The organism is Pontimicrobium sp. IMCC45349 (genome assembly GCF_047219225.1).
In the GTDB taxonomy this organism is placed as follows: Bacteria; Bacteroidota; Bacteroidia; order Flavobacteriales; family Flavobacteriaceae; genus IMCC45349.
The window spans coordinates 1,716,652-1,740,381 of record NZ_CP178208.1; the positions used below are offsets into that span (position 1 = coordinate 1,716,652).

At 31.9% G+C, this 23,730-nt stretch carries 18 protein-coding genes; 17 read left to right on the plus strand and 1 reads right to left on the minus strand.

Annotated elements, in window-relative coordinates:
* The first annotated feature begins 24 nt into the window (after positions 1 to 24).
* From ruvB to ACLII3_RS08065, 11 genes are all read left to right on the plus strand, one after another.
* Positions 25 to 1,047, plus strand: coding sequence for a Holliday junction branch migration DNA helicase RuvB (gene ruvB / locus ACLII3_RS08015; protein WP_412983713.1), 1,023 nt, complete (start codon positions 25 to 27; stop codon positions 1,045 to 1,047).
* Positions 1,047 to 2,372, plus strand: a complete 1,326-nt coding sequence (locus ACLII3_RS08020) for a cytochrome P450 (protein ID WP_412983714.1) — start codon at positions 1,047 to 1,049, stop codon at positions 2,370 to 2,372. The genes ruvB and ACLII3_RS08020 overlap by 1 nt, the downstream gene beginning before the upstream one ends.
* Entirely contained in the window at positions 2,369 to 3,295 is a 927-nt protein-coding gene (gene queG, locus ACLII3_RS08025) for a tRNA epoxyqueuosine(34) reductase QueG (RefSeq protein ID WP_412983715.1), read from the plus strand. The genes ACLII3_RS08020 and queG overlap by 4 nt, the downstream gene beginning before the upstream one ends.
* Before the next feature lie 64 nt (positions 3,296 to 3,359).
* On the plus strand, positions 3,360 to 5,639 hold the full coding sequence (locus tag ACLII3_RS08030; RefSeq protein WP_412983716.1) for an NADP-dependent malic enzyme: 2,280 nt from the start codon (positions 3,360 to 3,362) through the stop codon (positions 5,637 to 5,639).
* Positions 5,640 to 5,718: 79 nt separating this feature from the next.
* Complete coding sequence (gene ruvA / locus ACLII3_RS08035) at positions 5,719 to 6,300, plus strand: Holliday junction branch migration protein RuvA (protein ID WP_412983717.1); 582 nt, start codon at positions 5,719 to 5,721, stop codon at positions 6,298 to 6,300.
* Between the two features lie 6 nt (positions 6,301 to 6,306).
* Positions 6,307 to 13,593: a cell surface protein SprA gene (sprA, locus tag ACLII3_RS08040; protein WP_412983718.1), complete on the plus strand. Its 7,287-nt coding sequence runs from the start codon at positions 6,307 to 6,309 to the stop codon at positions 13,591 to 13,593.
* A 30-nt stretch (positions 13,594 to 13,623) separates the two neighbouring features.
* Positions 13,624 to 14,004: a glycine cleavage system protein GcvH gene (gene gcvH, locus ACLII3_RS08045; RefSeq protein WP_412983719.1), complete on the plus strand. Its 381-nt coding sequence runs from the start codon at positions 13,624 to 13,626 to the stop codon at positions 14,002 to 14,004.
* Complete coding sequence (locus ACLII3_RS08050; protein ID WP_412983720.1) at positions 13,997 to 14,365, plus strand: VanZ family protein; 369 nt, start codon at positions 13,997 to 13,999, stop codon at positions 14,363 to 14,365. Before gcvH ends, ACLII3_RS08050 begins: the two co-directional genes overlap by 8 nt.
* Positions 14,366 to 14,425: 60 nt before the next feature.
* Positions 14,426 to 15,148, plus strand: coding sequence for an energy transducer TonB (locus tag ACLII3_RS08055; RefSeq protein ID WP_412983721.1), 723 nt, complete (start codon positions 14,426 to 14,428; stop codon positions 15,146 to 15,148).
* Between the two features lie 106 nt (positions 15,149 to 15,254).
* A complete protein-coding gene (locus ACLII3_RS08060; RefSeq protein WP_412983722.1) occupies positions 15,255 to 16,046 on the plus strand; it encodes an energy transducer TonB in 792 nt (263 codons plus the stop codon).
* Between the two features lie 114 nt (positions 16,047 to 16,160).
* Complete coding sequence (locus tag ACLII3_RS08065) at positions 16,161 to 18,284, plus strand: gliding motility protein RemB (RefSeq protein ID WP_412983723.1); 2,124 nt, start codon at positions 16,161 to 16,163, stop codon at positions 18,282 to 18,284.
* A gap of 4 nt (positions 18,285 to 18,288) precedes the next feature.
* Here the strand turns inward: ACLII3_RS08065 and ACLII3_RS08070 are convergent, their stop codons facing one another.
* Positions 18,289 to 19,161 carry an MBL fold metallo-hydrolase gene (locus tag ACLII3_RS08070; protein ID WP_412983724.1) on the minus strand — a complete coding sequence of 291 codons (873 nt, stop codon included), beginning with the start codon at positions 19,159 to 19,161 and terminating at the stop codon, positions 18,289 to 18,291.
* Between the two features lie 145 nt (positions 19,162 to 19,306).
* On the opposite strand from ACLII3_RS08070, the gene cyoE reads away from it, so the two are divergent.
* The 6 genes from cyoE (at position 19,307) to ACLII3_RS08100 (ending at position 23,728) form a co-directional block, all read left to right on the plus strand.
* Positions 19,307 to 20,203 carry a heme o synthase gene (gene cyoE, locus ACLII3_RS08075; RefSeq protein WP_412983725.1) on the plus strand — a complete coding sequence of 299 codons (897 nt, stop codon included), beginning with the start codon at positions 19,307 to 19,309 and terminating at the stop codon, positions 20,201 to 20,203.
* Between the two features lies 1 nt (position 20,204).
* On the plus strand, positions 20,205 to 20,786 hold the full coding sequence (locus tag ACLII3_RS08080) for a heme-copper oxidase subunit III (RefSeq protein ID WP_412983726.1): 582 nt from the start codon (positions 20,205 to 20,207) through the stop codon (positions 20,784 to 20,786).
* 44 nt (positions 20,787 to 20,830) lie between these two features.
* Positions 20,831 to 21,808 (plus strand): cytochrome c oxidase subunit 3, encoded by a 978-nt coding sequence (locus tag ACLII3_RS08085; protein ID WP_412983727.1) that lies wholly within the window; start codon positions 20,831 to 20,833, stop codon positions 21,806 to 21,808.
* 18 nt (positions 21,809 to 21,826) lie between these two features.
* On the plus strand, positions 21,827 to 22,210 hold the full coding sequence (locus ACLII3_RS08090; RefSeq protein ID WP_412983728.1) for a cytochrome C oxidase subunit IV family protein: 384 nt from the start codon (positions 21,827 to 21,829) through the stop codon (positions 22,208 to 22,210).
* Positions 22,211 to 22,278: 68 nt separating this feature from the next.
* Entirely contained in the window at positions 22,279 to 22,989 is a 711-nt protein-coding gene (locus tag ACLII3_RS08095; protein WP_412983729.1) for a hypothetical protein, read from the plus strand.
* Positions 22,976 to 23,728: an SCO family protein gene (locus tag ACLII3_RS08100; RefSeq protein WP_412983730.1), complete on the plus strand. Its 753-nt coding sequence runs from the start codon at positions 22,976 to 22,978 to the stop codon at positions 23,726 to 23,728. The genes ACLII3_RS08095 and ACLII3_RS08100 overlap by 14 nt, the downstream gene beginning before the upstream one ends.
* Positions 23,729 to 23,730 lie beyond the last annotated feature (2 nt).

Genomic DNA, 23,730 nt, shown 5'->3' on the forward strand with positions numbered 1-23,730 from the left:
GGCTTTTTCTTTATATTTGTTTATATGAATGACAATCTTAACCCTACTAACGATAATTTTTCACCTGAAGAACATGACATTGAAAGGGCTTTAAGGCCACTTTCTTTTGAAGATTTTGCAGGTCAAGATCAAGTTTTAGAAAATTTAGAGGTTTTTGTAAAGGCATCAAACTTAAGAGATGATGCTTTGGATCATACACTTTTTCATGGACCTCCAGGATTAGGAAAAACTACCTTAGCACATATTTTAGCTAATGAATTGGGAGTAGGTATTAAAGTTACTTCAGGACCAGTTTTAGACAAACCAGGAGACTTAGCTGGATTACTAACAAACCTAGAAGAAAGAGATGTTTTGTTTATTGATGAAATACATCGTTTAAGCCCAATAGTAGAGGAGTACTTATATTCAGCTATGGAAGACTTCAAGATTGACATTATGATTGAATCTGGACCAAATGCTAGAACAGTTCAAATTAATTTAAACCCTTTTACACTAGTTGGAGCTACAACACGTTCGGGACTTTTAACAGCTCCTATGCGTGCACGTTTTGGGATAAGCAGTAGACTTCAATATTATTCTACAGAATTACTTTCAACAATTGTACAGCGAAGTGCGCATATAATGAAAGTTCCAATATCAATGGAAGCTGCTATAGAAATTGCTGGACGAAGTAGAGGTACACCAAGAATTGCTAATTCATTACTAAGACGTGTTAGGGATTTTGCACAAATTAAAGGAAACGGAAAGATTGATATTGATATTTCAAAGTTCGGACTTAAAGCATTAAACGTAGATGCACATGGTTTAGATGAAATGGATAATAAAATATTAACTACTATAATAGACAAATTTAAAGGTGGTCCAGTAGGTATTACAACCTTAGCAACTGCTGTTAGTGAAAGTGCTGAAACTATTGAAGAAGTTTATGAACCTTTTTTAATTCAACAAGGCTTTATTTTACGAACCCCAAGAGGACGTGAAGTAACAGAGTTAGCATATAAGCATTTAGGTAGAATAAAAGGAGCAACACAAGGAGGTTTATTTTAATGGCTTATAAGTATCCAGATAAAATCCCTTTTTACAAATTTTTATTAAAATCATCAGCGATTGCAAAAAACCCTATTCCATTTCACAAGCAGTGGTTTGATGAAAAGGATGATACATTTTCAGTAAAGTCACCATTGTATGGTCATATTATACTAACAAGGGATTCTGATATTGCTAGACATATTCTTCAAAAAAATCATAAGTTATATCATAAATCAAAAATTCAAACAAAGTTTTTATCTAAGTATGTTGGTTATGGTTTACTTACCTCAAGTGGGGAGTATTGGTTAAAACAGCGTCGTTTAATTCAACCAGCATTTCATAAAAAGAAAATTGAAAATTTGGTTTCTATTATTGATAAAGCAATCAAAACTCAAGTTGATTCCATTCAATGTCATAAAGAACTTGATTTATATCCAATAATGAACGAATTGGCTTTTGAGGTTGTAGCCAAATCATTATTTAATTATTCAGCTAAAAAAGAAATACTTTCAAGACTTCAAGATATCATTGAAAAATTACAAGTGTTCATTGTTAAAGAGATTAGACAACCACATAAAAAAATATGGTATACTCTTAAAGGTGAAATAAAATACCATATGAAACTAGTAAAAGAAAGTCGTGATATCATTGAAGCCATTATTGATGAGCGACGTCATTCTGGAGAATCTCATGATGATTTATTAGATATGCTTCTTCATGCTCAATATGAAGATGGCTCTTCAATGACTAATGAGCAACTTATTGATGAGATTCTTATTTTATTTGTTGCAGGACATGAAACCACAGCTAATGCATTAACTTTTACATTTACCTTATTAGCATTACATCCAGAAGCTTTAAATAAAGCGACATCAGAAATTAAAAATATTAATACAAGCAATCCTTTAGAAGCTTTAAATCAGTTAAAATATATTAGACAATGTATAGATGAAAGTTTAAGATTATATCCTCCAGCTTGGATAACTGATAGAGTAAATATTGAAGATGATACAATTGGAAATTACCATTTAAAAAAAGGAACTATGTTAGGCATTTCTATATACGAAATGCATAGAAACAAAAAATATTGGAAACATCCTGAAGCATTTCTACCAGAGCGTTTTAATGATGCTAGTAAAGAATTACAAAAGCATTATATGCCTTTTGGAGCTGGACCAAGACTTTGTATAGGTAATAATTTTGCACTATATGAAATGATGCTTACTCTAAAAGCTGTTTTGGAAAAATTTGAAATTAGTACTTCAACAAAAAAGATTAAATTAAATCCATTGATTACATTAAAACCAGTAGATTTAAAATTAAGATTTGAACCTAAAAATTGAATTCAAAATCTAGACATACTCAATTAATAAAAGCCGAAGCAAAACGTTTGGGATTTTTATCTTGTGGTATTAGTCAAGCAGGTTTTTTAGAGCAAGAAGCACCAAGATTAGAGCAATGGTTAAATAAGAATATGCATGGTGAAATGCGATATATGGAAAACCATTTTGATAAACGTTTAGATCCAACAAAATTAGTTGAGGGTTCAAAAAGCGTTATTTCTTTAATATTGAATTATTATCCTTCAGAAACTCAAAAGGATAAAACAGCACCCAAAATAAGTAAGTACGCTTATGGTACAGATTACCATTTCGTAATAAAAGATAAACTTAAAGAGTTGTTGAATACTATTCAAGAACAAGTTGGTGATGTACATGGTCGTGCTTTCGTAGATTCGGCTCCTGTTTTAGATAAGGCATGGGCAGCAAAATCTGGATTAGGCTGGATTGGAAAGCATAGTAATTTAATAACACAGCAAGTAGGTTCCTTTTATTTTGTTGCTGAGTTAATTATTGATTTAGAATTAGAATATGACACACCAACAACAGACCATTGTGGAACATGTACAGCATGTATAGATGCTTGTCCTACTCAAGCTATTACAGAACCTTATGTGGTTGATGGTAGTAAATGCATTTCATATTTTACAATAGAGCTTAAAGAACAAATACCAACTACTGTAAAGGGACAATTTGATGATTGGATGTTTGGTTGTGATGTATGTCAAGATGTATGTCCATGGAATCGTTTTTCAAAACCACATAACGAACCTTTATTTAATCCGCACCCAGAATTACTTTCAATGACAAAAAAAGATTGGGAAGAGATTACTCAAGAGGTTTTTAGCAAAATATTTAAAAAGTCTGCAGTAAAAAGAACTAAGTTTTCTGGACTCACAAGAAACATTGATTTTTTAAAAGAATAGCTATAAAATTTCGCTATTCGCTTCAACCTATTACCTTTGTAAATTCATTTTAACTCAAAAAATTATGAGTAAGCAAAGTAAGCGTAGAGAGGCTCTTGTTTATCACGCAAAACCAACACCAGGAAAAATTAAGGTTGTACCTACAAAGAAGTATGCAACCCAAAGAGATTTATCTTTAGCATATTCTCCTGGAGTAGCCGAACCTTGTTTAGAAATAGAAAAAGATGCATCAAATGCATATAAATATACAGCAAAAGGTAATCTAGTAGCAGTAATATCAAATGGAACAGCAGTTTTAGGATTAGGTAATATTGGACCTGAGGCATCTAAACCTGTTATGGAAGGCAAAGGTTTATTATTTAAAATCTTTGCAGATATTGACGTGTTTGATATTGAGGTTGATACCGAAAATGTAGAAGAGTTCATTCAAACAGTTAAGAATATTGCGCCAACGTTTGGAGGAATTAACCTCGAAGACATTAAAGCTCCTGAAGCTTTTGAAATAGAAAGAAGGCTTAAAGAAGAGCTAGATATACCTGTAATGCACGATGACCAACATGGTACAGCAATTATATCTGCTGCTGCATTATTAAATGCTTTAGAAATTTCTGAAAAGAAAATTGATGAAGTAAAAATTGTTGTAAGTGGAGCAGGAGCTGCAGCTATATCTTGTACAAGATTATATCAATCTTTTGGAGCAAGAAGAGAAAATATTGTCATGTTAGACAGTAAAGGTGTTATTAGAGATGATAGAGAAAACTTAACTGCTCAAAAAGCTGAATTTGCTACACATAGAAAAATAGATACACTAGACGAAGCAATGCAAGATGCAGATGTCTTTATTGGCTTATCTACTTCAGATATTGTAACACCTAGTATGCTTAAAACAATGGCTGTAAATCCTATTGTTTTTGCAATGGCAAATCCTGACCCAGAAATTGCATATCAGTTAGCAATTGATACTCGAGATGATATCATTATGGCTACTGGACGTAGTGACCATCCTAACCAAGTTAATAATGTACTTGGGTTTCCATTTATTTTTAGAGGTGCATTAGATGTAAGAGCTACGTCTATTAACGAAGAAATGAAAAAAGCAGCTGTTGTAGCATTAGCAGAATTAGCAAAACAACCAGTTCCTGAACAAGTAAATGTTGCTTATGGTGAAACAAGATTAACATTTGGAAAAGATTATATAATACCTAAGCCTTTTGACCCAAGATTAATTGGTGTAGTACCAGTAGCAGTTGCAAAAGCCGCAATTAAAAGTGGTGTAGCTCAGGAAGAAATTAAAGAGTGGGCTAGTTACGAAGAGTCTCTACTTCAAAGACTAGGTGGTGACAATAAGTTGGTAAGGTTAATGCATAGTAGAGCTAAATTAAATCCTAAACGTGTAGTGTTTACTGAAGCAGATCATTTAACAGTATTAAGAGCAGCTCAAATAGCACATGACGAAGGAATTGCAAAGCCAATTTTATTAGGACGAAGAGATGAAATTGAACGACTTAAAGCTGAAATAGAATTTGATGCCGAAGTGCCTATTATTGATCCAAAAAGTGATGCCGAATTAGAACGTAAAAACCAATATGCTGAAATTTATTGGAAGCAAAGACAACGTAGAGGTGTAACGTTATTATCTGCTCAAAAGCTAATGAGAGAGCGTAACTTTTTTGCAGCAATGATGGTTAACGAAGGAGATGCAGATGCTTTGATAACTGGTTTTTCAAGAAGTTATCCAACGATATTAAAACCAATGTTAGAATTAATAGGTTTAGAAAAAGGAGCAAAACGTATTGCAACTACAAACTTATTAATGACTCAAAGAGGGCCAATGTTTTTAAGTGATACATCAATTAATATTGATCCTTCAGCAAAAGACTTAGCAAGAATTGCACAAATGACAGCTATAACTGTTAAAATGTTTGGTTTAGAACCAGTTATGGCAATGGTGTCGTATTCTAATTTTGGGTCTTCTGAAAATATTAATGCATCTAAAATGAGAGAAGCTGTTGAGTATTTACATAGAAAGCATCCTGATTTAGCAATTGATGGTGAGTTACAAACAGATTTTGCCTTAAACAACGAAATGTTACAAGATATTTTTCCATTTTCTAAATTGGCAGGAAAGAAAGTTAACTCATTAATATTCCCTAATTTAGATGCAGCTAATATTACTTATAAGCTGTTGAAAGAGCTTAATAAGGCTGATAATATTGGTCCAATTATGATGGGAATGAAGAAACCTGTCCACATACTTCAGTTAGATGCAAGTGTGGATGAGATTGTAAATATGACAGCCATAGCAGTAATTGATGCTCAGAAAAAACAAAAAAGAGCGCAATAACACTAGTTTTTCGGTGTAATAATCTCGTTATAATGTATAATAATTTTATTACATTTGAGACGATAAGAAAATAGAGTTAATGATAACACATATTCAAGGAAGACTTGTTGAAAAAAATCCTACTGATGTCGTAATAGACTGTAATGGTGTTGGGTACTTGATTAACATTTCTTTGAATACGTTTTCACAAATCCCAGATCAAGAAAACGTAAAACTTTACACACATCTTCAAGTAAAAGAAGATTCGCATACTTTGTTTGGGTTTGCATCCTTAGCTGAACGTGAAATTTTTAGACTATTAATTTCGGTAAGTGGCATTGGAGCAAGTACTGCACGAACAATGTTATCATCATTAAATCCAAAACAAGTTAGAGAAGGTATTGCTGGAGAAGACGTAGCTTTAATTCAATCTGTAAAAGGAATTGGGCTAAAAACTGCACAGCGTGTTATTATCGAATTAAAGGATAAAGTGTTAAAGATTTACGATATTGATGAAGCTTCTATAGCTCAAAGCAATACAAATAAAGATGAAGCGTTATCTGCTTTAGAAGTTCTTGGTTTTGCTAAAAAGCAGGCTGAACGTGTTGTGGATAAATTTATTGCCAACAACTCAGAAGCCTCTGTAGAAACAATAATCAAAGAAGCCCTAAAAAACTTATAAGCTATTTTGAAGACAACCAACAATACATATATTAAATTGCTTAAGGCTCAGTTGGCTTTATGCGTCATGTTATTATGTAGTTTAGGCTTATTTGCACAACAGCCGCAAACCGTTAGAGATTCAACATCTACTACATTTTCATTTAACAATTTAAATATTCCAAACCCAAATAGTATAATATATAAATATACTTATGACCCTCTTTTAGATAGGTATATATATACAGCAACTGTTGGTAGTTTTAATATTAAATATCCTGTAATATTAACACCCAAAGAATACCAAGATTTAGTTTTAAAAGAAAGCCTTAAAAGTTATTATAAACAAAAGATTGATGCTTATGATGGTAAAAAGGAAGGTGCTGAAGATTTACAAAAAAACTTGATTCCAGAGTTTTATGTAAACTCTAGTTTTTTTGAAACAGTTTTTGGAGGCAATACTATTGAAGTAATTCCTCAAGGATCTGTTGAAATGGATTTAGGTGTCATGTTTACAAAACAAGACAATCCTTCATTTTCGCCAAGAAACAGAAGTAATTTTACATTCGATTTTGATCAACGTATAAGTTTAAGTTTATTAGGAAAGGTTGGAACACGACTTCAAGTAACAGCAAATTACGATACGCAATCAACGTTTGATTTTCAAAATTTAATTAAACTAGAATACACACCAACTGAAGATGATATCATTCAAAAAATTGAAGTTGGTAATGTAAGTATGCCTTTAAATAGTTCGTTAATTTCTGGAGCACAAAGTTTATTTGGTGTAAAAACCGAATTACAATTTGGAAAAACGAAGGTAACAGCAATTTTTTCTGAACAAAAATCACAAACAAAAACTGTAGTTGCTCAAGGAGGTGGAACACTTGAAGATTTTGAGTTTTTTGGTTTAGATTATGATGAAAACAGACACTTTTTCTTATCACATTATTTTAGAGAAAACTACAACAAAGCTTTAGAGAATTACCCTTATATAAATTCTCAAGTTCAAATTACAAGAATTGAGGTTTGGGTAACAAATAGAACAAATCAAACCGATAATGTTAGAAATATCGTAGCCATTCAAGATATTGGAGAATCAGATAGAATTGGATTAAACCCAATTCCTGGAGGTTTTATTACATCTGCTCCAGGAGCATTCCCAGATAATGGTAATAACAGATTTGACCCAACAACCATTGGTTCGGGTTCAATATTAACTGATGACATTAGAGATATTGCTACTGCACAAAATGGATTTGGTACACTTTCTGGGCAAGTAAATGAGGGATTTGATTATGGTAAACTTGAAAATGCAAGAAAGTTAATTCAAGGTAACGAATATATTGTAGATACACAGTTAGGTTACATCTCGTTAAACCAACGCTTACAAAATGATGAAGTATTAGCAGTTGCATTTCAATATACAGTTGGAGGTGATGTGTATCAAGTTGGAGAATTTGCTAATGATGGTGTAAATGCAACAGATGTTTCAGAAGATGCTAATACAGGAAACCAAATAATAAATAACAATAGTTTAGTATTAAAAATGCTGAAGAGTGCTGTTACAAATGTTGAGCAGCCAATTTGGGATTTAATGATGAAAAACATCTATAATACTGGCGCTTTTCAATTAAGTCAAGAAGATTTTAAACTTAATATTTTCTATACGGAAACGTCTCCGTTAAACTATATTACTCCAGTAGAAGGCACACCATTTCCTGCTCCAATAGGAAATGACGATCCACTTGATGAAACACCATTATTAAGAGTTTTTAATTTTGATAGATTAAACTATAATAACGATCCTCAAAATAAAGGAGATGGATTTTTCGATTTCGTTCCAGGTATTACAGTAATTCCGCAAAATGGTAAGATTGTATTTACAAAAGTTGAGCCTTTTGGTAATTACTTATTTGAGAAGTTAAGACTAGATGCTACTGAAGACTACGAAGGTGACGAAACAATTCCAGGGACGTTTAACGCTAACCAATTAAAATACGTTTATAAAACATTATATAAAGAAACAAAAACAGCTGCACTTCAAGATGGAGAGAAAAACAAGTTTCAAGTAAAAGGACGTTATAAATCTTCCGGAGGTTCAGGTATACCAATTGGAGCTTTTAATGTACCAAGAGGTTCTGTGAAAGTTACAGCTGGAGGTCGTGTACTTGTTGAAGGTGTAGATTATACAGTAAATTATCAAATAGGTACAGTTCAAATTTTAGACCCAGCTTTACAGGCATCTAACACACCAATTCAGGTTTCAGTTGAAAATAATTCAGTTTTCGGGCAGCAAACAAGACGTTTTTCTGGGTTTAATGTTGAGCATCAATTCAATGAGAATTTTGTGTTAGGAGCGACCCTTTTAAATTTAAATGAAAGACCAATAACTCAAAAAGCTAATTACGGTACAGAACCAATAAATAACACAATTTTTGGTTTTAATGGTAATTATTCAACGGAAGTACCATTTTTAACTCGATTAGCAAATAAACTACCAAATATAGATACTGATGTGCCTTCAAACTTATCGTTAAGAGGAGAATTTGCATATTTAGCACCTGGAGCTCCTAAGGGAGCAGACTTTGAAGGAGAGGCAACATCGTATGTAGATGATTTTGAAGGAACTCAAAATGGGATTGATTTATTATCACCACAATCTTGGTTCTTATCAAGTAGGCCAAAAAATTTAGGACGCGTATATGCTCAAGGACCTGAAGATGAAAATGGTTATCAAAATGGATTTGATAGAGCACATTTAAATTGGTATACAGTAGATCCTATATTTTATAGTTCGCAGCGACCAAGTGGAATATCAGACGATGATGTATCAGATTTATATACAAGACGTATTTTTATAGATGAAATATTCCCACAAGTAGATTTGGTACAAGGTCAATCTACAATTATCAATTCTTTAGATTTAGTTTTTGATCCAACTGAGCGTGGACCATATAACTATCAACCTGGAGCAGAAGATGGTGTACTTGAAACACCAGCTAACAGTTGGGCAGGAATTACGAGACAATTAACTTCTACTGATTTTGAGCAAGCTAATGTTGAGTATGTTGAGTTTTGGTTAATGGATCCTTTCTTAGATAATGCATCCAATCCAGGTGGTAAGTTAGTGTTAAACTTAGGTAATATTTCTGAGGATGTATTAAAAGATGGTAAAAAGCAATACGAAAATGGATTACCAGAAGATGGTGATATTAGTTTGTTACCACAAACTGTTTGGGGAAGTGTTGCGCCACAAAATCAATCGTTAATTTATGCTTTTTCATCATTAGGACAAGATAGAACAAATCAAGATGTTGGTTTTGATGGTTACGATGACGTAGAAGAAGCAAATCCTACAGATCCTAGATTCTCTGCATTCAGTAACTTAGAAGATCCAGCAAACGATAATTACACTTATTTCTTAAATACTGAAGGAAATATTTTTGAGCGTTATAAAAAGTATAATGGTTTAGAAGGAAACTCACCTGATACATTTACCGATACGAATAGAGGTTCTACTACTCAACCAGACGTGGAGGATATAAATCGTGATAACACTATGAATACTATAGATAGTTATTATGAGTACGAAATTGGAATTTCACCAACAGATTTTACAGACCCTAACAATCCATATATTGTAGATACGAAAACAATTACAGACATTGTCTTGCCAAATGGAGAGCCTGCTGGTGATGTGAGATGGTATCAATATAGAATACCTTTAGCAGCCTTTACAGGAGAAGAAGGTGGAATATCAGATTTTAGATCTATTCGTTTTGCACGTATGTATCTAAAAGATTTTTCTGAAAGAACTGTATTAAGATTTGGTACACTTGATTTAGTACGTAGTGACTGGAGACGTTATCTATTGTCTTTAGATGACGAATCAAATGAAGAAACAGAAACAGAGCCTACAGATTTTAGTGTTGGAATTATTGGGATTCAAGAAAACGATGGAAGTTACATTACACCACCTGGAGTAAGAAGAGAGCAGTTAAATAATAATAACAATATCATCAGACAAAATGAACAATCATTAGTAGTTAATGTATGTGATTTAGAGTCTGAAGATTCTAGAGCTGTATTTAAGAATATTAATGTAGATATGCGTCAGTATAAAAAGCTACGTATGTTTATTCATGCCGAAGATGGTGTTGATGAAGGGTTTGAGCAAGGAAATTTAGTAGGTTTTATTAGAATGGGTAATGATTTTACTCAAAACTATTATCAAATAGAAGTACCTTTGAGAAAGTCATCTGGAGCACTTGTTGGAACTGATAATGAATCACAAGCTAGAGAGGTATGGCCAGAGTTTAATGAAATTAACTTACCTATTGAGATTTTAGAAAAAATAAAATCTATAGGAATTACAGAAGGAACATTAGGAGATGAAAATCCAACATTCTATAATGTTATCGATGGTGTGCTACAAGAAGGTGAAGTTGGAGAGTTTGATCCTTTCTTATTAGATTTTAATACTGATATAGAAGAAGGTCCTCATGAACAGCGTGTGGCAATAAAAGGTAATCCTAATTTTGGTGATGTTAGAACTTTAATGGTTGGTGTTAAAAATATAGGGCCAAATAATGAATGTGCAGAAGTTTGGTTTAACGAATTACGTTTAGCAGACATGGACAACGAAGGTGGTTGGGCTGCTGTGGTAAGTATGGATACAAACATTGCAGACTTCATGAATGTTAATGCTACTGCAAGAAAAAGCACAAGCGGATTTGGAACCATAGAGCAAGGACCTAATGAAAGAAGTAGAGAAGATGTACAACAATACGATGTTGTTACTAATATTAATATTGGACAACTTTTACCTAAAAAATGGGGATTACAAATACCGTTTAATTATGGGCAAAGTGAAGAGCTTATTACACCAGAATACGATCAACAGTATAAAGATATTAAGTTACAATCACGTTTAGATGCTGCTACTTCTGGAGCAGAGCGTGAAAAAATTAAGCGACAATCTGAAGATTATACAAAAAGAAAGAGTATTAATTTTATTGGCGTTCGTAAACAAAGAACAAATCAAGAAGCTAAGCCTAGGTTTTATGATGTTGAAAACTTAACATTAAACTATTCGTTTAATGAAGTAGAACATAGAGATTTTGAAATAGAAAATTCTTTAGACCAAAATGTAAGAGTAGGAGCTAATTATAACTTTAATTTCAACCCTGTTAAAATTGAACCTTTCAAGAAAAATGACTCTTTATTTAGAGGGAAGTATTGGAAAATATTAAAAGACTTTAATTTTAATTTATTACCATCTAGTTTTTCTATTAATACTGATTTTATCAGACAGTTTAATAAGCAAAAATTTAGAGAGGCTGATTTAGCAGGTGATAATATTGGTATTGAAGAATTATTTAGAAGAAATTATACGTTTGACTTCCAATATACAGTTAACTATGATATTACTGATGCATTACGTTTAAACTTCACAGCAGCAAATAATAATATTGTAAGAAACTATTTTATTGATGATGACTTAAATGGAGATCAAGACCCTACACTAGGTGTTTGGGACGGCTTTTTTGACGTAGGTGATCCAAATAGACAATCACAACAATTAGGAATAAATTATGAACTTCCATTACATAAAATACCAACATTAAACTTCTTGAGAGCTACCTATGCTTATACAGGAGATTTCCAATGGAACAAAGGGTCAGATCTATTTGGTGAGCTAACTATTGATGGCGAAACGTACGATTTAGGTAACTCAATATCTAATGCTAATACGCACAACTTGAATACCACTCTAGATATGCAAAAGCTATATCGTTATTTAGGGTTAGTGAAAAGAAGAGGTAGAACATCTTCTAGACCTGCTCCTAAAAAGGGAGTGCCAAATGCAAGTGGGAAAGAGGATGCTAAGAATAAAAAGCAACCAGGTAAAACAAGTAAACTAGCTAATATTGGAATAGACTTATTGACAAGTATTAAGAGAGCTCAAATAAATTATTCAGAAAATAATGGAACATATTTACCAGGTTATCTTGAAACTCCAGGATTTATAGGTACATTAAAACCAACGCTTGGATATACATTTGGTAGTCAAAGAGATATTAGGAATATAGCAGCAAGAAATGGTTGGTTAACTGTTTATGATCAGTTTAACCAGCAATATACTGAAGTTCATAACGAAAACTTGGATTATTCGGTAAACCTAGAACCAGTTAAAGATTTAAAGATTGATCTTTCTGGTGGTAGAACCTATGCTGAAAATGTAACAGAAAATTTCAATACTACTGATTTAGATGGTGATGGATATAGTGATGTATACAACTCGCTAATCCAAAATTCATTTGGAAACTTTAATATATCTACATCATTAATAAAAACAGCTTTTGGTAAGAGTGATGAAAATGGATCAGCTGCTTTTGATGATTTTAGAGCAAATAGATTAGAGATTGCTAATAGATTAGCTAGAAAGTTCTATGGAACTACAACTTTTGCAACCGACGCCGAAGGATATCCTTTAGGTTTTGGTAAATCAAGTCAAGCAGTTTTACTTCCAGCATTTTTATCAGCTTATACAGGAAAAGACCCAAATAAAATTAGCTTAGGTGCATTTAGAGATTTTCCAATTCCTAATTGGAACTTAAAATATACTGGATTCATGAAAATGAAATGGTTTAAAAAACGCTTTAAACGTTTTTCTGTATCTCATGGTTATAATGCATCATATACAGTTAATCAGTTTAGAACAAACTTAGATTATGTGGCTGGAGATGGAAGTTTAGATTATGCTTCTCAAGATCCTAATGCTTTAGACCAATCTGGGAATTTTAAAAATGAAACAGTTTTCAGTAATATAAATTTAGTTGAGCAATTCAGTCCTTTAGTTAAATTTGACATGGAGATGAAAAACTCATTAAAAATTCTAGCTGAAATTAAAAAAGATAGAATGTTATCTTTAAGTTTTGACAATAACCTTCTAACTGAAGTACAAGGTTATGAATACATTTTAGGATTAGGATATAGAATTAAAGATGTAAAAATAAAGTCACAATTAGCTGGACCAAGAAAGACTGTGAAGAGTGACTTGAATATGAAAGCAGATATATCTATTAGAAATAATAAGACGATTATTAGGTACTTAGATTTAGATAACAATCAAGTTACTTCAGGGCAAACTATTTGGACTCTAAAGTATTCTGCAGATTATGCATTTAGTAAAAACCTTACTGGTATTTTCTATTTTGACTATTCTTTCTCAGAATATGCTATTTCAACAGCTTTCCCACAAACAACAATTCGTTCTGGATTAACATTACGATATAACTTTGGAAATTAATAACTAACACAATATATAATAACATTTATTATGAATATTCCTTCAGAATTAAAATACACTAAAGATCACGAATGGGTTAAAGTAGATGGAGATACTTTAACTATTGGAATTACAGATTTTGCTCAAAGCGAATTAGGAGACATCGTTTATGTAGAAGTTGAAACTGTTGATGAAACACTTGACGCTGAAGAAGTTTTTGGAACTGTTGAAGCAGTAAAAACAGTATCAGATTTATTTTTACCTGTTGATGGTGAAATTGTTGAGTTTAATGAAGCTCTTGAGGATGAGCCTGAAAAAGTAAACTCTGACCCTTATGGAGAAGGTTGGATGATTAAAGTGAAATATAGTGACGCATCGCAATTAGACGAGCTTTTATCTGCCAATGATTATAAAGCTTTAATAGGTGCTTAAAAAAAGCATACCTATTATTACAATAGGATACACCATTTTAATAGCAATACTAAGTTTAGCTAATATTGGAGAATTACCAGATATTGGTTCGAGTTTCGACGATAAAATTTTCCATTTTTTAGCTTACGGATTATTGATGTTATTATGGTTTCTTTTTATATTTAAGTCTAATTTTAAAAAAAGTTTATTGGTTTCTTCATTAATTGTTTTGTTTTATGGTACAATTATTGAGGTATTACAAGGACAATTATCTACTTCCAGAATTGCTGATGTATATGATATCTTAGCAAATAGCCTAGGAGTAGTAATTATGGCATTAATTATTAATATAAAAAGAGAAGTTATCGTTAAAAACATATAAACCCTTGTTTTTTTAGCAAATAATTGGTTATTTTACCACTCTTGAAACACTATTTAAATTATGGAACCTAAAAAGAATCCTAAAGCAGATGTAAGTAGAAATGGCTCTGTGTATTTCGCAGTTGGTCTAGCATTAATGTTATTGTTTACGTACAATACAATTAATTATAAAACGTACGATAAAGAAGCTGTTGATATTGGACAACTTAATCTTGATGACGAATTAGATGAAGAAATTCCAATCACTGAGCAAATTCAAACACCTCCACCACCTCCACCACCTCCAGCAGCTCCTGAAGTAATTGAGATTGTTGAGGATGAAGAAGAGATTGAGGAAACTGTAATCGAATCTACTGAAACAGATCAAGAAGAAGAAATTGTTGAGGTTGAAGAAGTAGAAGTTGAAGAAGTAGAAGAAGATATTGAAGTACCTTTTTCTGTAATTGAAAACGTACCTGTTTTCCCTGGTTGTGAAAAGAAAAAGAGTAACAACGAGAAAAGAAAATGTATGTCTGAAAAAATCACAAAATTTGTACAAAAGAAATTTAATACAGACTTAGCTGGTGATTTAGGACTTACAGGAAGACAGCGTATTAGTGTTATTTTCAAGATTGATAAAAATGGTAACGTTATGGGAGTACGTTCTAGAGCGCCACACCCAAGATTAGAAAAAGAAGCGGCTAGAGTAATTAATTTACTTCCTAAAATGAAACCTGGTAAACAAAGAGGAAAAGCTGTAATTGTACCTTACTCTTTACCAATAGTTTTTCAAGTACAAGACTAAAAATAAACTTTTTATATAGTTAAAATCCCGTTACATATGTAACGGGATTTTTTTTGGTATGCTTATTGTGTTTTATTCATAACATTAACATTTTAAAATAATAATTATGAATTTTTTTAAGAAAAATCACAAACTCGTTGGTCAGAACGAGCAAAGTGAAAAAAAACCACACAAGCATGATGTAAATTTACAAAAAAACTCAACCCTCTACTTTCAGGTTGGGTTGATTTTAACATTACTTGCTACGTATGCACTCTTTGAAATGAATTTTCAAGTAAGTATTCCAAATGAAAAAACATTAGTAACTCTTGAAGAGCCAGATGTATTTACTGCTGAAACAAAGAAGTATGTAATATATGAAGAGCAAGCTCCAAAGGTAGAAAAGAAGCAAATAAAGCCTACTATAGTTATTGATCCAAAAATTGTAGAAGATGACACTCCAGATGTAGTTGCAGCTTTAGTAACTGAAGCGCCAACAGTAGATGTTAGCGAGTTCGATCCAGATGCTATGGATGATGTTATTGAAATTGATGAAGAAGCGCCAGTACATTTTACCTTAGTAGAAAATGTTCCAATATTTCCAGGTTGTGAAAAGAAGAAAACTAACAAGGATAGGAAAAAATGTATGGAGCAGAAGTTAGCTAAGCATATAAATAGAAAGTTTAATACAAACTTAGCTGCAGATTTAGGATTAACAGGAAGGCAAGTTATTCAAACACAATTTAAAATTGACAAGAATGGAAATGTGGTTGATATTAAAGCCAGAGCACCTCATTCAAGATTAGAAAAGGAAGCTGCAAAGGTTATTGGTAAAATACCGCAAATGATTCCTGGTAAGCAACGAGATCAAAATGTAGAAGTAATTTATTCATTGCCTATAGTATTTAAAGTACAATAGATTTTATTTTAATTATTTTTAAAACCGTTATTCAGCTATTGGATAGTGGTTTTTTTGTTTAACCCTTGTTAAAAAAGCATTATCTTTCACCAATCAAAAAGTAACCTATTTAAGATGAAGCAATTCTTCCTACTTTTATTAGTATGTGTTCAGTTCCAATTATTTGCACAAGATTTACCTCAATTTGAAAAACTTCCTGTATTTCCAGAATGTGAAAACGAACCAATTGACAATCTTAAATCATGTTTTTATAATCAATTGTCACAATTTGTATATAGTAACTTTAAGGTGCCACAAATTGTTAGTGATGAGAGTTATAAAGGACAAGCAGTAATTTTATTTGAAGTTGATGCCAAAGGTAATTTTAAAGTGTTGTATGTAGATGCTGTTTACAAAGAGGTAAAAGAAGAAGTTCAGCGTGTTTTTTCCAAATTGCCAAAAATAAAACCAGCAACGTATAATGGTAATCCTACTTACAAACAATATACTTATCAAATTAATGTGCCTTTAGATGCGCCAAATCTTTATAATAATACAATTGAAGATATAAATACTAAAAATCCTAATGAGGAATTATCATTATTAGAACAAGCAGCGAAGACAGAGTTAGATAGCCTTAATAAAAACATTATTCCTTATGAAGATTTAGAGTATAATAGTCAGTTAAACATTCCATTTGTACATCAAGCATATTCAAGATTTGATAGGAGTATGAATGTTGTAGGAGCTAATAGTCATACAGGTTCAAAGCCGTTTGTATATGCAGATGTTGCTGAGTATTATGATTTAAAGTCTGAAAAAGATAAATTATTAAAGGAGCCAAAAGGATGGTGGCAACGCAAGTTGTTTAATGAGCGTATGGTTGCTGTTCAAGGAAAAGGATATTGGTTTACAGTAGATCCTATTTTTGATTTGCAAGTAGGTAAAGACACTGATGCAGATTTTAACTCAACATTTAATAATACTAGAGGATTACTTTTTCAAGGTGGTGTGGGTGAAAAGTTAAGTTTTTCAACATCGGTTTACGAGAGTCAAGGACGCTTTGCTCAATATTTTAATCAATATACTGAGAGTTTAGGGCAACCTGGATCTGAAAATGAAATAGGAGTAGTTCCAGGAAGAGGTATTTCCAAACGTTTTAAAACAGATGCTTTCGATTATCCTGTAGCAGAAGCATATTTGTCCTATGCGCCATCAAAAGCATTTAATGTTCAGTTTGGACATGGTAAAAACTTTATAGGTGATGGTTACCGCTCTTTATTACAAAGTGATGTAACAAGCCCATATCCTTTTTTAAAGTTAAATACAAAATTTTGGAAAATTAAATACACCAATACATGGATGTGGTTAAAAGATATTAGACCAGAAGTTCAAGTAGATGGTGCTTATCAAACAAAATATATAGCTAATCATTATTTGAGCTGGAATGTTTCTAAAAAATTTAATTTAGGATTATTTGAGTCTGTAATGTGGGTGAAAAATGATAATAGAGGTTTTGATATTAATTATTTAAACCCAATTATTTTCTATAGAGCTATTGAATTTGAAACTGGTCAGGATGCTGGAAATGCCATTTTAGGAGCTTCGGCTAAATATAAGGTTAATGACAACTTTTATACCTATGGACAGTTTATTTTAGATGAATTTTCTTTAAATGATATAAAAGGAGGCGAAAAAAGTTGGAAAAATAAATATGGTTATCAAATAGGAGCAAAATACTTTAATGTCTTTAAGGTAGACAATTTAATGCTACAATTAGAGTATAATCGTGTAAGACCATATACATACTCACATAATACAGTATCATTAAATTATGCACATAATAACCAAGCTATGGCACACTTATGGGGAGCTAACTTTAGTGAAGCTATTGCTATTGCACGTTACCATTATGGACGTTGGTTTGCCGATGCTAAAATAGTATTTGGAACGAGAGGTTTAGATTTTAACACTGAAGAAGATGGCTTTAGCTATGGAGGTGATATTTATCGAGATTATGATGAAAGACCTTTTGATACTGGAGTTGAAATTGGACAGGGTAATAAAACAAATACTTTTCATGCCGAATTGCAATCGGGTTATTTAGTAAATCCAGCTACTAACCTAAAACTATTCGCCTATTTAAGTTATAGAAATTTTAATCCAAATGCTACTACAGCTACTACTTTTAGTAATAATACTGTATGGTTTAGCTTAGGATTAAAGACAGACTTATTTAATTGGTATTTCGATTTTTAATAATTTACTTCAAACTCTTGTAAAAAGTACGACGTATTTTTTCTGAGTTTATAAAATTCCAGCTATAACCTAAGTCATCAAAGGTTTTTGTTAATTCAGAATTAGTGGCTACTTGTTCTTCGGTTTGTCCTTTTTTAATTTCAGATAAAATGGTGGTTTTTAGAGTTTCTAACATGTTTAGGTAAGTAGTATATTCTTTTTTGTTAGAAATATTTCCATGACCAGGAATAATGATAGTATCATTATTAATTAACGATAATCCTTTTTTTACAGCAGCAATATAACCATTAACACTACCTCCAGAGTTTAAGTCTATATAAGGATACCAACCTTGAAAGTATGTGTCTCCAGTATGTAATACATTGCTTTTGGTGAAGTAAAGCAATGAATCGCCATCAGTATGCGCATGCGCTACATGAAAAATATATACCTGTTCACCATTCATATAAACACTAAGCTTATCGTTAAAAGTAATCACAGGTAAAGCTTCTTTAGAACGCATAGTATTGTCACGTTTAGGTGTTTCCTCTAATCGTTTACGTACGTTGTCATGCGCAATAATTTTCACACCTTGATGTGTCATGTTGGTGTTGCCTCCAGTATGATCACCATGCCAATGAGTATTAACTACATAATGTATAGGTTTATCGCTAATATCTTTAATGACTGCTAAAATTTTGTCTGTTAATTCAGCAAATTGGTCATCAATAACAAATACACCATCCTCACCAGCAGATACTCCAACATTTCCGCCAGCTCCTTTAAGCATATAAATATGTTCTGTGAGTTTTTCGGTAGTAATAGTAACGTCTTTAAAACGCTGAGCGTTTATAGTAGTTGAAAATCCTATGAGAAATAATAGTGTAAGGCGATGCATAGTGTTTTATTTTGGTGAATAGTCTTTTAAATATACTAAAACTTACGTTGAAACACCTTAATGTAATTACTTAGAGTTTAGATTGCTCAAAACGTATTTTAAAAGTATCTTTGCACGCGTAAAAGCTAAGCGCTAACAAAAACTCATGTCAAGTACTATAAATACTTCTAATTCTTTTAGTTCTAAGTTATCAGATTTAAAAGCTGTAACTAAAATGGGACTGTCATTAAGTGTAGTGTTCTCTTCTTTAGCAGGCTATTTATTAGGAGCCGAAACTATAGAGATAACAACACTTGTTTTATTAGCTTTTGGAGGCTATTTTATGGTTGGGGCTTCTAACGTGTTTAATCAAATTATTGAGCGTGATTTAGATGCTTTAATGAAGCGTACTAAAAACAGACCAATTCCTTCTGGAAGACTTTCTGTCACTACTGCTTTTATTTTAGCTTGTGTATTAACTGTATTAGGTATCGCTATTTTGTACAGCATCAATCCTATAACAGCTATGTTTGGAGCCATTTCTATATTTCTATATACAAGTGCTTATACACCACTAAAAACAAAAACACCACTATCAGTATTTGTTGGAGCTATTCCAGGAGCTATTCCTTTTATGTTGGGATGGGTTGCTGCTACTAACGATTTTGGTATTGAACCTGGAACTTTATTTATGCTACAGTTTTTTTGGCAATTCCCACACTTTTGGGCTATTGGTTGGTTTTTACATGAAGATTATCAAAAGGCAGGATTTAATATGCTGCCAACAGGTAAACAAGATAAAGGAACTGCTTTACAGGCAATTTTATATTCGGTTTGGACAATTATAGTGTCTATTATTCCTGTGTTTGGATTTACTGGGAAATTGCAGCTAACAATAGTAGGAGCAGTTTTGGTGTTTCTAGCAGGTTTAGTAATGTTACATTACGCATTCCAACTCTTTAAAAAAATGACAGTAGTAGCTGCAAGACAGTTAATGCTTGCTAGTGTAATTTACATTACACTTATACAAATTATATACGTTTTAGATAAGTTTATTAGATAATATGGATTTAACTCAAGGAACAGTAGAAGAGAAAAACAATCGCGCCAAAAAAATGATGCTTTGGTTTGGAATTGTATCTTTAATAATGTCTTTTGCTGGTTTAACTAGTGCATTTATTGTTAGTAGTACTAGAGAAGATTGGTTAGCAGATTTTAAATTGCCAAATGCATTTACAATTAGTGTAGTATTAATAGTGATTAGTAGTATTACACTTTTTATGGCAAAAAGAGCATTAAAAGCTAATAATAGAAATGCAACAACTGCTCTTTTATTGACGACTTTTGTGCTTGGAATAGCATTTGTTTACTCACAATTTGCTGGATTTGGAGAAATAATTGAAGCTGGATACAATTTTACAGGACCTACAAGTAACGTTACTATGTCTTATATATATGTGATTGCAATAGTACATATTTTACACGTAGTTGCAGGTTTAATTTGTTTACTTGTAGTAATTTATAATCATTTTAATCAAAGGTATAATGCCTCTAAAATGTTAGGGTTAGAACTCGCTTCTACCTTCTGGCATTTTGTAGATGTTTTATGGTTATACCTCTTTTTCTTTTTATATTTCTTTAAATAAATAAATTGATTATTTTTGTGCAATTCTAAAAATAAAATTCTTTTATGGATACTACAGCAGTAAGTACTGGAGCAGAAGGTAAAACTTGGGGAGGAGGCAACCAACCTCTTAAAGCAAGTTATGGTAAAATGATGATGTGGTTTTTCATCGTGTCTGATGCCTTAACATTTTCAGGATTTTTAGCAGCCTATGGTTTTTCAAGGTTTAAATTTATTGACTCTTGGCCAATAGCTGATGAGGTATTTACACACGTTCCGTTTTTTCACGGTAACTACCCAATGTATTATGTGGCTTTCATGACTTTTATTCTTATTATGTCTTCTGTAACTATGGTATTAGCTGTAGATGCAGGACACCAAATGAAAAAGAATAAAGTAACATGGTACATGTTTTTAACTATCATTGGTGGTGTAATTTTCGTTGGTTCACAAGCTTGGGAATGGGCAACATTCATTCAAGGAGATTATGGAGCTGTGCAAACAAAAGGAGGTAACATTCTTCAATTTGTAGATACTGATGGTAAAAGAGTAGCTTTAGGTGATTTTGTTGTTGCAGAGCACAAAGAAAGAACACAACATCAAAGTAAAGAAGGTATTTGGTTTAAAAGTGAGCCTACATTACCAACTTACACTGTAGAAGAAGTACTTAAAGGTTTAGAGTCTCATGAAAATGTTTTAGTGAGAACGCAAATGATTAATGCTGAAGGACACAAAACAGTATTGTCAAGAGCAGAATCTATTAAGCAAATTAAAGAAAATGGAAAGATAGTAGTAGAAGGTGCTAATCTTCAAGCAAACGAATATGGTTCGCCATTATTTGCAGACTTCTTCTTCTTTATTACTGGATTCCACGGTTTCCACGTATTGTCTGGAGTAGTAATTAATATTATTATTTTCTTTAATGTAATTCTTGGTACTTACGAAAAAAGAAAGAACTACGAAATGGTTGAGAAAGTTGGATTATACTGGCACTTCGTAGATTTAGTTTGGGTATTTGTATTTACATTCTTCTACCTTGTTTAATTAGATAAAATTTATAAAATGGCAGATCACGCACATAAATTAGAAATATTAAGAGGATTAGTTAAGTTTAAGTCTAATACTCAAAAAATTTGGGGAGTTTTAATACTATTAACTATTGTTACAGCTATTGAAGTTGCATTAGGTATAGTTAAACCAGAAGCTTTAATGGCTAAGGTTTTAGGGATGAAACTTTTAAACTGGATATTCATTATCCTTACAATTGTAAAAGCTTATTATATCACTTGGGATTTCATGCATATGAGAGATGAAACTAAATCGCTACGTCGTGTAGTTGTTTGGACAAGTGTATTTTTAATTTGCTACTTAATTTTCATCTTATTACAAGAAGGTGGTTATGTAGATGCTGTTTACAAAAATGGATTTATTACAAGAGACTTTTAATTAAGTTAAAATTATAAAGAAAAGGCGGTTTTAAAACCGCCTTTTTTTATTTTTGCACCATGCAAATCATGAAATATAAAAAACCAGTTGTTTTAGGAATATTATTTTTTCTTCCTGTAATTTTCCTTTTATTTCTGTACCCTTCAAAGCATAATTACAATGCTTTAGATATTGTTAGAGAAAATGTTTTAGACTTAAGTAATTTCACATCTAATGATGATGAGCTAGTAATGCTTAAAGATAATATTACAGTACTTGGTTTTTTGGGTGAGAAGCCGATGAGTAAAGCTACAACAGCGTTAAACTTAAAAGAACTTGTTTATGATAAGTTTATGGGCTTTAAACGCTTTCAAGTTGTAATTGTACTTCCACATGAGGCAAAGGATGAGTTGTTAGCTTTGGAAAAGGAATTATACAAATATGAAAAGCTTAAGTATTGGAAATTTGTGTTTGGTTCAAAGGATGAAATAAGTAAGTTATATAATAGTCTTAAGTTTAGTACTGTCCTAGATGCTAATTTAGCTACAGACGATATTTTTATTATCGATAAAGAATTAAATCAAAGAGGACGAATTGATGATAGAACGGAACCGCAAGTAGCTAAGAATTTTCCAATATATGGAATGAGTACCTATAATTGTATAGAAGTTGCAGAGCTTAAAAATAAGATGAGCGAAGACATGCGTATCCTTTTTACAGAATATAGACAAAAAAGAAAAGGTGATTTTAATTCTACAACTCGTAGAGCAGATGATTTAAAAGGAAATGAAGAAAACTAATTATTCATATGTTGGTATTGCTTTAATAATTCTTGTATTTGGAATTATTTTTATACCTAGAATCGTTGATCGAATAGGTCAAAATGATATTACAAGAGATGAAAGTAGAAGTAAAAATGTATCTACAAGTAATACAATAAAAACTGGTGGAGAAGCACTTTCATTTATTGAAATAAATGGAGAAGCTAAAAAAGTGCCAGCTTTTAGTTTTGTAAATCAAGATGGCAAGTTAATCTCAAATAAAGATTACGAAGGAAAAGTATATGTGTTAGAGTTTTTCTTTACTACATGTCCAACTATTTGTCCAAGAATGAGTAAAAACTTGGTAGATATTCAGGATAGTTTTAATGGTTTAGAAAACTTTGGTATTGCTTCGTTCACTATTAATCCAGATAATGACACACCAGAAGTACTTAAAGCATATGCTGAACAATATGGAGTAACTAACCCTAATTGGCATTTTATGACTGGTGATAAAGACGCTATTTATGATTTAGCAAACGTAGGTTTTAATTTATATGCAGCACAGGATGATGAAGCAGCAGGTGGATTTGAGCACTCTGGAAATTTTGCACTGATAGATAAAAATGGATTCATTCGTTCAAGAACAGATGCTTTTGGAAACCCAAAAATATACTATAAAGGAATAGTTAGTGAAGTAGAAAAGTACGATGAGGATGGTGCCGAACAAGAAATTACAATGCTAAAGGAAGATATCGCAAAATTATTAAAAGAATAAAG

Bases quoted from the DNA above. Each gene is read 5' to 3' on its own strand.
- ruvB (WP_412983713.1), top strand. From the start codon at position 25: ATGAATGACAATCTTAACCCTACTAACGATAATTTTTCACCTGAAGAA.
- ACLII3_RS08020 (WP_412983714.1), top strand. From the start codon at position 1,047: ATGGCTTATAAGTATCCAGATAAAATCCCTTTTTACAAATTTTTATTA.
- ACLII3_RS08030 (WP_412983716.1), top strand. From the start codon at position 3,360: ATGAGTAAGCAAAGTAAGCGTAGAGAGGCTCTTGTTTATCACGCAAAA.
- ruvA (WP_412983717.1), top strand. From the start codon at position 5,719: ATGATAACACATATTCAAGGAAGACTTGTTGAAAAAAATCCTACTGAT.
- gcvH (WP_412983719.1), top strand. From the start codon at position 13,624: ATGAATATTCCTTCAGAATTAAAATACACTAAAGATCACGAATGGGTT.
- ACLII3_RS08055 (WP_412983721.1), top strand. From the start codon at position 14,426: ATGGAACCTAAAAAGAATCCTAAAGCAGATGTAAGTAGAAATGGCTCT.
- ACLII3_RS08060 (WP_412983722.1), top strand. From the start codon at position 15,255: ATGAATTTTTTTAAGAAAAATCACAAACTCGTTGGTCAGAACGAGCAA.
- ACLII3_RS08065 (WP_412983723.1), top strand. From the start codon at position 16,161: ATGAAGCAATTCTTCCTACTTTTATTAGTATGTGTTCAGTTCCAATTA.
- ACLII3_RS08070 (WP_412983724.1), bottom strand. From the start codon at position 19,161: ATGCATCGCCTTACACTATTATTTCTCATAGGATTTTCAACTACTATA.
- cyoE (WP_412983725.1), top strand. From the start codon at position 19,307: ATGTCAAGTACTATAAATACTTCTAATTCTTTTAGTTCTAAGTTATCA.
- ACLII3_RS08080 (WP_412983726.1), top strand. From the start codon at position 20,205: ATGGATTTAACTCAAGGAACAGTAGAAGAGAAAAACAATCGCGCCAAA.
- ACLII3_RS08085 (WP_412983727.1), top strand. From the start codon at position 20,831: ATGGATACTACAGCAGTAAGTACTGGAGCAGAAGGTAAAACTTGGGGA.
- ACLII3_RS08090 (WP_412983728.1), top strand. From the start codon at position 21,827: ATGGCAGATCACGCACATAAATTAGAAATATTAAGAGGATTAGTTAAG.
- ACLII3_RS08095 (WP_412983729.1), top strand. From the start codon at position 22,279: ATGAAATATAAAAAACCAGTTGTTTTAGGAATATTATTTTTTCTTCCT.
- ACLII3_RS08100 (WP_412983730.1), top strand. From the start codon at position 22,976: ATGAAGAAAACTAATTATTCATATGTTGGTATTGCTTTAATAATTCTT.